Consider the following 11,329-nt stretch of genomic DNA (forward strand, 5'->3'; position numbering starts at 1 on the left):
GGATGAGCCGTGCTCGATTTGGCGCACGGCCAACCTTTGATAAAGTAGCAACGCTGTTCAAGCATTCCTCGATAGCTCAATTGGCAGAGCAGCCGGCTGTTAACCGGCAGGTTGTTGGTTCGAGTCCAACTCGGGGAGCGAAAGGCCGTTCCGGGCTCCACCCTGGACGGCCTTTCTCCGTTCCGCCGTCAGGGCGGGCAGGCTGGGAAGGTGCGGTTCGTGGGTCGGGAGGCAACGGACGTGGCGCACCACGACCTGGAATCGGCGGCGAAAGCCGAGGCCGTCCGTGACAGCTTCGCCGTGGGCATCGCGACGGCCGCGTACGGCGTCTCGTTCGGCGCACTGGCTGTTGCGAGCGGCCTGGACGTGTGGCAGGCCTGCGCGCTCAGCCTCGTCATGTTCTCCGGCGGATCCCAATTCGCCTTGATCGGCGTGCTCGCCGGCGGCGGCACCGCGGCCTGGCCGGCGGCCGTCGCCGGCTCCACCCTCCTCGGCGCCCGCAACGGCATCTACGGCATCCGCACGTCACCCATCGTGGGGCGAGGCTGGCTGAAGCGCATCGCGGCCGCGTGGATCACGATCGACGAGTCGACCGCGGTCGCCCTCGCTCAGCCCACGCCCGCGGCCCGGCGTGTGGGCTTCTGGCTCACCGGGATCGTCGTCTTCGCCGGCTGGAACCTCACGACTCTCACCGGCGCACTGATCGGCGACGCACTCGGAGACACCAGCCGGTACGGGCTGGACGCCGCCGCCGCGGCCGCGTTCGTCGGCCTGCTCTGGCCCCGGCTGAAGCGCCTGCAGGCCCGGGCCGTCGCCGTGGCCGCCGGGGTCGTCGCCGCGCTGCTCACCCCCGTGCTGATGCCGGGCCTGCCCGTTCTCGTCGCCGCCGGTGTCGCCGTCGTGGTGGGGCTCACCAACTGGCTGGGCCGCACCGACGAGCTCGTGGCGGAGCCGCGCTCGTGACCATGTGGCAGATCGTCCTCCTCGCGGGCATCGCCTGTGTGGCGCTCAAACTCGCCGGCTACCTGGTGCCGCCGGCTGTGCTCGAGCGGCCCGCCGCCGCGCGCACCGCCGACCTGGTGACCGTGGCGATGCTCGCCGCCCTGGTGGTCGTGCAGACCCTGGGCACGGGGCAGGCGATCGTGCTGGATGCGCGCGTGCCCGCCGTGGTCGTCGCGGCCGTGCTGTTCGCCGTTCGCGTGCCGTTCATCGTCGTGGTGATCGTCGCGGCCGCCGTGGCTGCAGGCATCCGCGCGTTCGTGTAGTCGCTCGAGCTGCGGGAGTCAGTCCTCGAGGTTGTCGACGCCGGGCATCCAGCTGAGCCCCGGCACGCCCCAGCCGCGCTTGCGCGCGACCTTCGCGGCCGCCTTCGCATCGGAGTGCCCCAGGCGGTCGACGTACAGCGTGCCGTTCAGGTGGTCGAACTCGTGCTGGAAGATGCGCGCGAGCCAGCCGTGGGCGGCCAGCTCGAACGGGTTGTCATCGATGTCGTGGGCGCGCAGGAGCGCGAACGGGGACCGGCGGAGCGGGAACCGCTCGCCCGGAAAGGAGAGACAGCCCTCCACATCCGCGTCGTCGTCGGCGGCCCCCGCCGGTACCGGCGAGATGAGGAGCTCGGGGTTGATGGCCACGCCCCGCCAGGGGTGATCGTCGTCGTCGGTGTACGAGTACGTGAAGATCCGCAGCGGAACGCCCACCTGCGGGGCCGCGAGGCCGACGCCCGGCGCCTCGTCCATCGTCTCGTACAGGTCCCGCACCAGATCACGCAGCGCCGAGTCGAAACGGGTGACGGGCTTGGCGGGGGAGTGGAGCACGGGATCCCCGGAAATAACTATCGGTCGCACGGCCATTCAGCAAGAATAACCGGATCGATGTGGATACAGTCGATGGGTGCATTCCGCCTTGACTGATCTCGCCGCGGACATCGCCATCGATCCGCGCCAGGCGATCGGCATCCCCCTGGCACTGGTCGGGGCCGTGTTCCTCTCGCTGGGAGCCCAGTTCCAGCACCGCGGCGTCACCAAGGTGGAGGCGCACACCGCCCAGGTTTCCGGCGGGCTCACGGTGCGACAGGTCACCCTGCTCCTGGCGCGCCCGTCGTGGGTGTTCGGAACCGTCATGCTGGGTCTCGCCATCGTCCTCCAGCTGAGCAGCCTCAACTTCGCGCCCCTCATCGTCGTGCAGCCGCTGGGCGCCATCGCCCTCGTCATGACGACCGTCATCAACGCCCGCATCAGCAAGGTCAGCCCAACGCGGGCCTCGCTCATCGCCATCGGCATGTGCGTCGGCGGCGTGGGCCTGTTCGTCACCGTGGCGGCGTTCACCGCCGTCGACAAGCCGGTGACCCATGCGAACCTCACGACGATCCTCGTCATGCTCGGGATCGTGCTCGTCGCCTTCGCCGTCGCGTTCTTCTTCCTCCGCCGACAGTTCAAGGCCATCTTCTACATCCTGGGCGCCGGCGTGCTCTACGGCTTCGTCGCCACCCTGGCCAAGGTCATCATCAACCGGGTTCAGCACGCCAACTTCGACTGGCTCACACTGGCCTGCGTGCTCGGCCTGCTGCTGGCAGCCGGCTTCGGCGCCTACTTCGTGCAGAACGCCTACGCGTCGGGGCCGCCCGACCTGGTCATCGCCGGGTTGACGGTCGTCGACCCGCTCGTCGCCGTCTGCATCGGCGTGGTCGTGCTGGGCGAAGCCTCGCAGGCTCCGATCTGGGCAGGGGTGGTGTTCGTCGTCGCCGGCGTGGTGGCGATCTGGGGGGTTTTCGTGCTCGCCCGCTACCATCCGCAATCGGAGCACTGAGGTGCGCCGCGCGCGGCCCGCTTGGGCTCCCGTGCCGGCGGACGGTTTAGAATAGGCTGCAAGAACGCGACGACGAACCGTTGTTTACTTCACCGGATGAACGATTCCCGGCCAACGTAGGGATTACGCCACACGTGTCAGACTTCAAGCATGCGCCGAACGATGCTGCCACCGGCAGCCATCCGCAGACCGCGGAGAACCGGGAGGCAAAGAAGCCGATCCGGGTACTGATCGCGGCGGACACCTTCACCCCCGACGTCAACGGCGCCGCGCGATTCGCCGAACGCCTCGCCTCCGGGCTCGCCGCCCGCGGCCACGACGTGCACGTCATGGCACCGGCCGCCTCCCGCAAGCACGGCACCTGGGTAGAGGTGCACGACGGCCAGTCCATGACGGTGCACCGCCTGTTCAGCCTGCGCTGGTACCCGCACGACTGGCTGCGGTTCGCGCTGCCCTGGACCATCCGCCGCGACAGCCGGCGCATCCTGGACTCGGTCAAGCCTGACGTGGTGCACCTGCAGTCGCACATCAACATCGGCCGGGGCTTGTCGCTCGAAGCCCAGAAGCGGGGCATCCGCACCATCGCCACGAACCACTTCATGCCCGAGAACATGCTGGAGTTCACCCTCATCCCCAAGCGGATGCAGAACTGGGCGATCACAGTGGCGTGGAAGGCAGCCAGCCGGGTGTACGCGCGCGTCGCCGCCGTCACCACTCCCACCCGGCGCGCCGCCGAGTTCCTGGAAAAGTACACCGGCCTGACCGGCGTGCACGCCATCTCGTGCGGCATCGACGCCGACAACTACACCCCCGACTTCGGACCGCGCACCGAGAACCGCGTGCTGTTCGTCGGCCGGGTCACCGGGGAGAAGAACATCGACGTGCTGCTGCGAGCCGTCACGCTCCTGCCCGCCGACCTCGACGCACGGGTCGAGATCGTGGGAGGCGGCGACCAGAAACGCAACCTCGAGCACATGGCCGACACCCTCGGCATCCGGGACCGTGTCACGTTCACGGGTTACGTGACGGATGAGGAACTGCGCGCCGCATACACGCGCTCCACGGTGTTCGCGATGCCGTCGATCGCGGAGCTGCAGAGCATCGCGACGATGGAGGCGATGGCCTCGGGCCTGCCGGTTGTCGCCGCGAACGCGATGGCGCTGCCGCACCTCGTGCATGACGGGGAGAACGGCCACCTGTTCGAGCCGGGGAACCCGCAGGACCTCGCCGACAAGCTCGCAACGGTGCTCACCGCCGCCCCCGAGGAGCTGACGGCGATGAAGCGGGAGTCCTTGAAACTCATCGAGGCACACGACATCAACCGCACGTTGAGCACGTTTGAGAGCCTGTATCGTGGTGAATCGGTGACCGATCCGATCACCGACGAAACAGCCGCGCGCTCCGTGGAGTGAACGGCTGTTCGGGGCGGTAGCTCAGCTGGTTAGAGCAGCGGACTCATAATCCGTCGGTCACGGGTTCAAGTCCCGTCCGCCCTACATCGCCGAGACCGAAGATCAGCTCAAGCCACGGGTAAGCAACGGGACGTGGGGTCCAGCCAAGACGAGGACACCGTTCCTCTCCCGCCATCGACGAACAGCGAGCGGAAGTTCGTACCTAACGCCATCCGGCGTGGCACCCGTGGAGGGGCTGTTATAACCAACCTCCTTCCCGTAGAGTCCGAGTAGGAGCAGGGTGGGGCATTCCCCTCGCGCGAGCGCTTCGTCGAAAGTGTGCGGGGAACCCTCATGACCAGACCTTCATTTCGCGTGCAACGAGTGGGGTGGGCCGCATCCGGCATTCTTCTCGCCGCGGTCGCCTCCTTTCTGTCGGCGGGCTCCGCTCAGGGGGCGACGGCGTCCGCGGGTCCGATCGACCTGGGCGCGGCCGGGTCATTCGGGGTGCTCGCCGGCAGTGCTGTGACGAACACCGGGCCGACACGGGTGATCGGTGACGTCGGAGTTTCGGCGGGTACGTCGATCACCGGCTTCACAGGGGCGCCCAACGGTGCCTATACCGGCACACTGCACCAGACCGACACCGTTGCCGGCCGAGGGCAGAACGATCTGACAACCGCATACAACTCGGCGGCAGGGTTGACTCCGACGACATCCGGACTCAGCGAGTTGGACGGGTTGTCGTTGACACCGGGGGTCTACTCCGGCGGAGCACTGTCGTTGGCGGACAACGGCACACTCACGCTCGCGGGCAGCGCCAGTTCGGTCTGGGTATTCCAGGCAGCCAGCACCCTGACCATCGGTTCCGGCACTGACGTCATCCTCACGGGCGGAGCGAGTGCGTGCAACGTCTTCTGGCAAGTGGGCAGTTCCGCCACTCTGGGAACGACAGCGCACTTCGAGGGCACCGTCCTGGCCGACCAGTCCATCAGCGCGACCACAGGGGCGACGATCGCCGGGCGACTTCTCGCACGGACCGCGGCTGTGACGCTTGACACCAACACGATCACCGTGCCCAGCGGATGCGGGGCGCCGGCTGGGCCGACCACGAGCAGCCCGCTCATCACGTCAGCCGCCCCGCCGGCGGCGACGGTCGGAACCGCGTATGCCTTCACCGTCACCGCGACTGGGACACCAGCGCCGGTGTTTGCGGTGACCGCGGGACGCCTCCCGGCGGGCCTCAGCCTGGACGCGGCAACGGGAGCGATCACCGGCACGCCCACTGCAGCCGGTACCGCCACGCTCACCATCACCGCAGGCAACGGTGTTACACCCGATGCGACTGCGACCTACACGATAGCGACTGGGGCGGCGGCAAGACCCACACCGACTCCGACTCCCACACCAACCTCCTCGGTGACACTCCCGTCGACCGCTCAGCCGGAAACCGCCGCGCCGATCGCGCCGGTAAGCACCACGACGGCGGACGCGACGCAGGAGGACTCCTCGGGCGCATCCGAGCTGGCCGCCACCGGAAGTAACAGCGCCGTCCCGGGGCTCGCCGGAATGGGGCTCTTCTGTGCCGGCATCATCCTCGTCATGGTTCGGCGCCGCAGCAGAGGCCAGACCGCCGACTGAAGCCGCTCGCCGCGTCGACCGACGCCGCCCGGCGCGTCCCACGGAGAGAAAAACGCTCAAGGCCCCGCCGAAGCGGGGCCTTGAGCGAACCGGGCGTGCAGCGTTCAGGACTTGAAGAGGCCCTTCAGCACGTTGGTCGGACGCTGCATCTCGCCGTGCTTGGCGCCGAGGACGATGACCCAGCCCGCGAACACCGGCACGATCCACTGCAGCGCCTTCAGCTGCTTCTGCGCCGACTTCAGCTTCTCCGATGCACCGGGCTTGGGCTCGGTGGCTCCTTCAGCGCCTTCGTCGGCCATCTTCTCGACCTTCTTGCCGAGCGCGGCCGAGTAGAGCGTCACTAAGGCGCCGACCACGGTGACGGCGGTCTTGTAGATCGTGTCCTTGGCGACGTCGTCCTGCTTCTTGATCCGCTCCTTGTTATCCCAGGCGATCGCTGCGTCCGCAAGCAGGTGCGTCGCAAACGCCGTCGTCTGGATGCGGCCCCACTTCATCCAGCCGAGGCTGGACAGGCGGGTACGCTCCGATGGATCCTTCGCCTGCGCGGTGGCCCCGTTCAGGCCGACGGCCCCCATCAGGAACCCACCGAACCACGCTGCCGCGCTCAGGTCATGGACCGACCGAGCGAGAAGATTTCCTGCCATGTCATGCATCCTTCATGTGTCTGTGTCTGGAACCGCTTGGGATCTGTCGGGCACGCGACTGAGTGGGGCGCCCAGACGGATCCGGGCGCCCCACGTCGGGCCCTACTGGAGGCTGTGCTTGGCGTCCTGCGCGTCGTCTTTGAGGTTGCTCGCGGCGCTGGTGCCCTCCTCCTTGACGGTCTCGGCGGCATCCGTCGCGGTGTCCTTGACGGCGTTGACCGCGTCCTTCGTCGGCTGGCGCAGATCGTCGGCCGCGTCCTTGGCCACGTCCTTCGCCTGCTCCTTCAGCTCCTCCGCCATGGGGGCTGCCGCTTCCTTCATCTTGTCGGCGGCGCGCTTCTCGGGCCGCGAGGCCGGCATGATCGAAGACACGAGCCAGCCAGCTCCGAGGGCGATAAGCCCGACGGCCAACGGATTGCCCTTCGCGGTCGACGCAGCCTTGTTCGGAGCATCGGACAACTCGTCACCCATGTCCGACATCTTGTCGCCGGCGTGGTGGACGGCCGACTTGGCGTGGTCCTCGACGTCCGTCGCCACACCCATCACCTTGTCCTTCACTCCGGAGAGCGCCCCCTTGACCTTTTCGGTCTGGCGGTGGGCGATCTTCGACGGCGTCACCTTGTCGGCCAGCGCGTCGACGTCTTCGCTGAGCTCATAACGGGTCTGCTCGATATTGGAACGGATTTCGTTTGGATCGGTCATCGGTTCTCCTCGTTTCTCTTCACCGCGTCGGGAATCTTCTTCAGCGTCTCTTCGGTCTTCGGCATGCCCTTGATCTCGTCCATCTCTTTCTTGCCGGTCATGGCGAGGATCGCGGCAATGATCGCCCAGATGACGGCAACGATCACCGCGGACCAAGCGTTGCCCATCAAGTAGCCGAGTCCCCACCAGAGGGCGATGGACAGGAACAACAGGGTCATGTGGCCGGCGATGCCGGCGCCGCCGAACAGTCCGGCGCCCTTGCCTGCGCGCTTCGCGGACTGCGTGAGCTCGGCCTTTGCCAGGGCGACTTCCTGCCGCATGAGCGTCGAGAAGTCGCGGCTCACCTCACCGATGAGTTCTCCCAACGAGGATTCTTCGGCCTGCCGTTCCGAGGGGGTCCGGTCATCCGGCCGCTCGAACGGGTGCGCTCCGCTGTCTGTCATCAGAGGCCACCGTCGGTTCGGTTGGTGCCGAGGCCCGGCTCGCCCGGGTACACCGGAGCGGGCGCGATCGTCTCGTCGAACCCGACGACGTCGTCGACCGGGGCGACGGGAACGTACTGCGCGGTCGCGGTGGTGTCGGACAGGGCGCCCCCGCTGACGGTGCCCGTGCGCGTCGAGCGGCTGCTCGACGTGTCGTCGCCGTGGTCGGTCACGGCGCGCGTCACACGGCCGGCGAGGATGCCGACGCCCGCGGCGATCCCGATGAAGAGCCCGGGACGGCGGCGCGCGAACGACTTCACCTCGTTCAGGAGGTCACCCGGCTCACGGTTGTCGAGCCAGCTCGCCACCGAGTGCACCCGCTCGGAGGCGCTGTTGACGACCTTCGAGGCGGTGCCGGAGCTGTCGCTGTTCTGAGCCATCTGCGACAGCTCGTCGCCCACGGAACGCAGGCTCTCAGCGACCCGCGACTGCTGGGTGGCAGCCTGGCTGCGCACTTCTTCGCCGACCGTGTGAAGCAGGTTCTTCGCCTGGGTTCCCGCTTCGGATGCCACCTTCTTCGTCTGCTCGCCCGCGACGTGGGCGACGTGGCCGCCGGCCTGGGACGCCTCGTCGGCGAGGTGGGATGCCTGGGCCTTGGCGTTGCTTCCGCCGGAACCCGAGCCGCCAGTGCCGCTGGTGCTGATCGTTTCGGTGTCGTAGACCAAGGGGTCCTCGACGGTGCCGGGGAGGGGTGCGGGAACGTCCTCAACTGGACGGCCGTTGGGGAGATCGAAGGGGTTATTGCTCGTCATTATCGATCCTTTCGTGATCGAGGGCGAGATGCTCGCACTCCCGCCGAGTGAATGAATCAACTGGTTCACACGGTAGGCGTGAGCAATTGGCGCGACAAGGCTTCGGCGCGAGAACGCCTCAATTTGGCCAGGGGGTAGCCAGGCGCCCGAAAGGGGGGTAGAAGTGGCGGCCCAAAAAAGCTTCAACCCCTTATCGAGACAACGCTGCGGGCGTATCATCCGCGTTAGAAGGCAATTACGTATACCGCACTCGGCCGCGCGCTGAGGAGAGGGAGAACCAATGGCTACCACACGAGAACCAGTACGAGGCGCCGACAGGGGCTTCGCCGACACCAACGTCCAGAAGGCAGCCCTTGTTGTCGGCATCGTCTTCCTGCTGGTCGGCATCCTGGGATTCATCCCCGGGATCACCAGCAACTACGACCAGATGCAGTTCGCCGGTCACAACTCCACGGCGATGCTGCTTGGCCTGTTCCAGGTGTCGGTCCTGCACAACATCGTCCACCTGCTGTTCGGCGTTGTCGGTGTGGCCTGCGCGCGCAGCTTCTCCGGTGCCCGCAATTTCCTCATCTGGGGTGGCGTGATCTACCTCATCCTGTGGATCTACGGGCTGGTCGTCGGGCATGACTCCGCGGCCAACTTCGTGCCGCTGAACAACGCGGACAACTGGCTGCACCTGCTGCTCGGCATCGGCATGATCGCGCTCGGCTGGTTCCTCAGCCGGACGGTGACCGACCGCGCCGACGCTCGCGTCTAAGACGCAGTGCAACGAGAAGGACGCGGCCGACAGGCCGCGTCCTTTTCCGTTGTCACGAGGGCACACACGGGCATCAGAGAATGGGCCGTCCCCCTGTCACGGCGATCCGCGCGCCCGATACGTAACTGGCCTCATCGGAGGCGAGGAGGACGTACACCGGCGCGAGTTCGGCCGGCTGCCCCGCCCTGCCGAGCGGAGTGTCGGACCCGAAGGACTCGACCTTCTCTTCCGGCATGGTGGCCGGGATCAGGGGCGTCCAGATGGGGCCAGGGGCCACGCTGTTCACACGGATGCCCTTCTCACCCAGCAGCTGGGCCAGGCTGGCCGCGAAATTGGCGATCGCGGCCTTCGTCGCAGCGTATGGCGCGAGGGTCGGTGACGGGTTGTCGGAGTTCACCGAGGAACTGCCGATGATCGATGCCCCCGGCACCATGCGCGGCACGGCGGCCTTCACCAGGTGGAACATGGCGCCGATGTTGACTTTGAACGTGTAGTCCCACTCGTCTTCCGAGATCTCCTCCAGCGAGTCATGGCTCATCTGGTACGCGGCATTGCTGACGAGGACGTCGATCTTCCCGAATTCACGCATGGCGGTGTCGAAGATCTCGCGGCAGTGCGACGACGCAGACAGGTCACCGCTGACCAGAACCGCCTTGCGCCCGGCCGCTTCCACCAGCCGCGCTGTGTCCTGGGCGTCCTCGTGCTCGCTGAGGTACGCGATGAGGACATCGGCGCCTTCCCGGGCATACGCGATCGCGACGGCACGGCCGATGCCGCTGTCGCCGCCCGTGATGACGGCTGCCTTCCCCTCGAGCCGCCCCGAGCCCCGGTAGCTCTCCTCACCGCAGTCAGGGACGGGCGTCATCCGGGACTGCACTCCCGGAACGTCCTGTTGCTGCGCCGGCTGGTTCATCCGCTGCTCCAGTCGTCTTCGCTCAATCCGCCGAGCCACCGGATGCGGAGTCCGCGTCGGTGCCCGGATCGTGGTGCTCCTGGAGGGACGGTTCCTGGCCCGTGGTCTTCTTCGCCTCCGCGGTGTCGGCGTCCGAGGACTCGTCCTTCGGCTGGCGTTCATTGCTCTCGTTCATCGTCTGCTCCCTGCATCCGTTGTGGTTACGACCGACGCTAAGTCGGTTCATTTGCGGGGGCAAGGCCACCGGCGCGCTGAGAAGTCACCACGAGCGAAGGGGGCGCCCTTGGAAAGAAGGAGAAGCGGTGCTTCTCTCGTAGTGGGCGAACGCCCGGCATTCAGTCCGTTGATTTTTGTGACCGAAGGATGCAGGTGCTTCATGGAGACAGAGTCCTCCCGTCTCATGCGACAACTGGCGGATGAAGCCCGTCGAGAGCGCACGGCAGCGTTGTTCCGGGAAGCCGCCGCCGGCACCCCGGAGACGACCCGGCGCATGCACCAGATGATCGTCATCGAGCACATGGATGTCGCCGATTCGATCGCCCGGCGATACTCCGGTGGTCGCCAGGACTGGAGCGACCTCCGGCAGGTCGCCTGCCTGGGCCTCGTCAAAGCCGTCAAGAGATTCGATCTCAGCCGTGGGGATGACTTCGTCGCCTACTGCGCGCCGACGATCTCGGGCGAGATCAAGCGGCACCTGCGCGACCACGGCTGGTTCGTCCGGCCCCCGCGGGCCGTGCAGGAACTTCGCGCCCGCATCGGAGAGGCGCTCCCGCGCCTCATGCAGGAGCTGGGGCGGGAGCCGTCGCCGCACGAACTGGCCCTGGACCTGGGCGAGGACGTCGACAAGGTCGAGGAGGCGATGGTGAGCCATGAGAGCATGCGGCCGTCCTCGCTGGATGCGGTGCCCGACTCCTCCGACGACACCGGGTCGCTTGCGGAGACCCTGGGGTGGCCCGACGAGGGGCTCGAACGCGCCGAGGTGCTGGCGACGATCGGGCCGGTGTGCCGGCGGCTCAGCGCCAGGGAGCGCCGGATCGTCTACCTGCGGTTCTTCGAAGAACGCACCCAGGCGCAGATCGGCCAGGAGCTGCACGTGACCCAGATGCAGGTGTCGCGCCTCATCGCCCAGATTCTCGGGCGCCTGCGTGCCGACCTCGATGGGGAGTCGCGAAACCCCCGGCCCATGCGGGTGCTCTCCGCCCGCTGAACACGCCGCCCGCTGAACACGCCGCCCGCTGAACA

Annotated in this window: 14 protein-coding genes and 2 tRNA genes; 9 read left to right on the top strand and 7 right to left on the bottom strand. The window is 67.4% G+C overall.

The features are described from left to right. The first annotated feature begins 65 nt into the window (after positions 1–65). The 3 genes from EEJ31_RS11865 (at position 66) to EEJ31_RS11875 (ending at position 1,265) form a co-directional block, all read left to right on the top strand. Positions 66–138 (top strand) — tRNA-Asn (locus EEJ31_RS11865). 81 nt (positions 139–219) lie between these two features. Next, positions 220–963, top strand: coding sequence for an AzlC family ABC transporter permease (locus tag EEJ31_RS11870; protein WP_407643244.1), 744 nt, complete (start codon positions 220–222; stop codon positions 961–963). Beyond that, positions 960–1,265, top strand: coding sequence for an AzlD domain-containing protein (locus EEJ31_RS11875; RefSeq protein WP_123046501.1), 306 nt, complete (start codon positions 960–962; stop codon positions 1,263–1,265). The genes EEJ31_RS11870 and EEJ31_RS11875 overlap by 4 nt, the downstream gene beginning before the upstream one ends. A gap of 18 nt (positions 1,266–1,283) precedes the next feature. Here the strand turns inward: EEJ31_RS11875 and def are convergent, their stop codons facing one another. Next, positions 1,284–1,850, bottom strand: coding sequence for a peptide deformylase (gene def, locus EEJ31_RS11880; RefSeq protein WP_123046502.1), 567 nt, complete (start codon positions 1,848–1,850; stop codon positions 1,284–1,286). Between the two features lie 52 nt (positions 1,851–1,902). Between def and EEJ31_RS11885 the strand changes: the two genes are divergently transcribed. The 4 genes from EEJ31_RS11885 to EEJ31_RS11900 all read left to right on the top strand — a co-directional run bounded on the left by EEJ31_RS11885 (position 1,903) and on the right by EEJ31_RS11900 (position 5,837). After that, positions 1,903–2,805 carry a DMT family transporter gene (locus EEJ31_RS11885; RefSeq protein WP_233563874.1) on the top strand — a complete coding sequence of 301 codons (903 nt, stop codon included), beginning with the start codon at positions 1,903–1,905 and terminating at the stop codon, positions 2,803–2,805. Positions 2,806–3,023: 218 nt separating this feature from the next. Next, positions 3,024–4,217: a glycosyltransferase gene (locus EEJ31_RS11890; RefSeq protein ID WP_407643245.1), complete on the top strand. Its 1,194-nt coding sequence runs from the start codon at positions 3,024–3,026 to the stop codon at positions 4,215–4,217. A gap of 10 nt (positions 4,218–4,227) precedes the next feature. Beyond that, positions 4,228–4,301: transfer RNA gene (locus EEJ31_RS11895), tRNA-Ile, on the top strand. 249 nt (positions 4,302–4,550) lie between these two features. Next, on the top strand, positions 4,551–5,837 hold the full coding sequence (locus tag EEJ31_RS11900) for an ice-binding family protein (protein ID WP_123046504.1): 1,287 nt from the start codon (positions 4,551–4,553) through the stop codon (positions 5,835–5,837). Positions 5,838–5,941: 104 nt separating this feature from the next. Here the strand turns inward: EEJ31_RS11900 and EEJ31_RS11905 are convergent, their stop codons facing one another. The 4 genes from EEJ31_RS11905 to EEJ31_RS11920 all read right to left on the bottom strand — a co-directional run bounded on the left by EEJ31_RS11905 (position 5,942) and on the right by EEJ31_RS11920 (position 8,417). Further along, complete coding sequence (locus EEJ31_RS11905; RefSeq protein WP_123046505.1) at positions 5,942–6,481, bottom strand: hypothetical protein; 540 nt, start codon at positions 6,479–6,481, stop codon at positions 5,942–5,944. A gap of 102 nt (positions 6,482–6,583) precedes the next feature. Further along, positions 6,584–7,183: a DUF3618 domain-containing protein gene (locus EEJ31_RS11910; RefSeq protein WP_123046506.1), complete on the bottom strand. Its 600-nt coding sequence runs from the start codon at positions 7,181–7,183 to the stop codon at positions 6,584–6,586. Further along, the gene (locus EEJ31_RS11915) at positions 7,180–7,626 is read right to left on the bottom strand and encodes a phage holin family protein (protein ID WP_123046507.1); all 447 of its coding nucleotides are present in this window, start codon (positions 7,624–7,626) and stop codon (positions 7,180–7,182) included. The genes EEJ31_RS11910 and EEJ31_RS11915 overlap by 4 nt, the downstream gene beginning before the upstream one ends. Continuing rightward, positions 7,626–8,417 (bottom strand): hypothetical protein, encoded by a 792-nt coding sequence (locus EEJ31_RS11920; protein ID WP_123046508.1) that lies wholly within the window; start codon positions 8,415–8,417, stop codon positions 7,626–7,628. The genes EEJ31_RS11915 and EEJ31_RS11920 overlap by 1 nt, the downstream gene beginning before the upstream one ends. 280 nt (positions 8,418–8,697) lie before the next feature. On the opposite strand from EEJ31_RS11920, the gene EEJ31_RS11925 reads away from it, so the two are divergent. Continuing rightward, positions 8,698–9,174, top strand: coding sequence for a DUF4383 domain-containing protein (locus EEJ31_RS11925; RefSeq protein ID WP_123046509.1), 477 nt, complete (start codon positions 8,698–8,700; stop codon positions 9,172–9,174). Between the two features lie 73 nt (positions 9,175–9,247). Here EEJ31_RS11925 and EEJ31_RS11930 read toward each other — a convergent pair whose 3' ends face one another. Both EEJ31_RS11930 and EEJ31_RS13915 read right to left on the bottom strand, forming a co-directional pair. Then, positions 9,248–10,087 carry an SDR family oxidoreductase gene (locus EEJ31_RS11930; RefSeq protein WP_123046510.1) on the bottom strand — a complete coding sequence of 280 codons (840 nt, stop codon included), beginning with the start codon at positions 10,085–10,087 and terminating at the stop codon, positions 9,248–9,250. A gap of 22 nt (positions 10,088–10,109) precedes the next feature. Further along, positions 10,110–10,262 (bottom strand): hypothetical protein, encoded by a 153-nt coding sequence (locus EEJ31_RS13915; protein ID WP_158603953.1) that lies wholly within the window; start codon positions 10,260–10,262, stop codon positions 10,110–10,112. Between the two features lie 201 nt (positions 10,263–10,463). Between EEJ31_RS13915 and EEJ31_RS11935 the strand changes: the two genes are divergently transcribed. After that, positions 10,464–11,294, top strand: a complete 831-nt coding sequence (locus EEJ31_RS11935; protein WP_123046511.1) for a sigma-70 family RNA polymerase sigma factor — start codon at positions 10,464–10,466, stop codon at positions 11,292–11,294. The last annotated feature ends 35 nt before the right edge of the window (positions 11,295–11,329 follow it).

Source organism: Cryobacterium tepidiphilum, from assembly GCF_003716325.1.
GTDB classification, from domain to species: Bacteria; Actinomycetota; Actinomycetes; order Actinomycetales; family Microbacteriaceae; genus Cryobacterium; species Cryobacterium tepidiphilum.

Coding starts and splice junctions, on each gene's coding strand:
- EEJ31_RS11905 (WP_123046505.1), bottom strand. CDS start 6,481: ATGGCAGGAAATCTTCTCGCTCGGTCGGTCCATGACCTGAGCGCGGCA.
- EEJ31_RS11925 (WP_123046509.1), top strand. CDS start 8,698: ATGGCTACCACACGAGAACCAGTACGAGGCGCCGACAGGGGCTTCGCC.
- EEJ31_RS11915 (WP_123046507.1), bottom strand. CDS start 7,626: ATGACAGACAGCGGAGCGCACCCGTTCGAGCGGCCGGATGACCGGACC.
- EEJ31_RS11920 (WP_123046508.1), bottom strand. CDS start 8,417: ATGACGAGCAATAACCCCTTCGATCTCCCCAACGGCCGTCCAGTTGAG.
- EEJ31_RS11930 (WP_123046510.1), bottom strand. CDS start 10,087: ATGAACCAGCCGGCGCAGCAACAGGACGTTCCGGGAGTGCAGTCCCGG.
- EEJ31_RS11935 (WP_123046511.1), top strand. CDS start 10,464: ATGGAGACAGAGTCCTCCCGTCTCATGCGACAACTGGCGGATGAAGCC.
- EEJ31_RS13915 (WP_158603953.1), bottom strand. CDS start 10,262: ATGAACGAGAGCAATGAACGCCAGCCGAAGGACGAGTCCTCGGACGCC.
- EEJ31_RS11910 (WP_123046506.1), bottom strand. CDS start 7,183: ATGACCGATCCAAACGAAATCCGTTCCAATATCGAGCAGACCCGTTAT.
- def (WP_123046502.1), bottom strand. CDS start 1,850: ATGGCCGTGCGACCGATAGTTATTTCCGGGGATCCCGTGCTCCACTCC.
- EEJ31_RS11900 (WP_123046504.1), top strand. CDS start 4,551: ATGACCAGACCTTCATTTCGCGTGCAACGAGTGGGGTGGGCCGCATCC.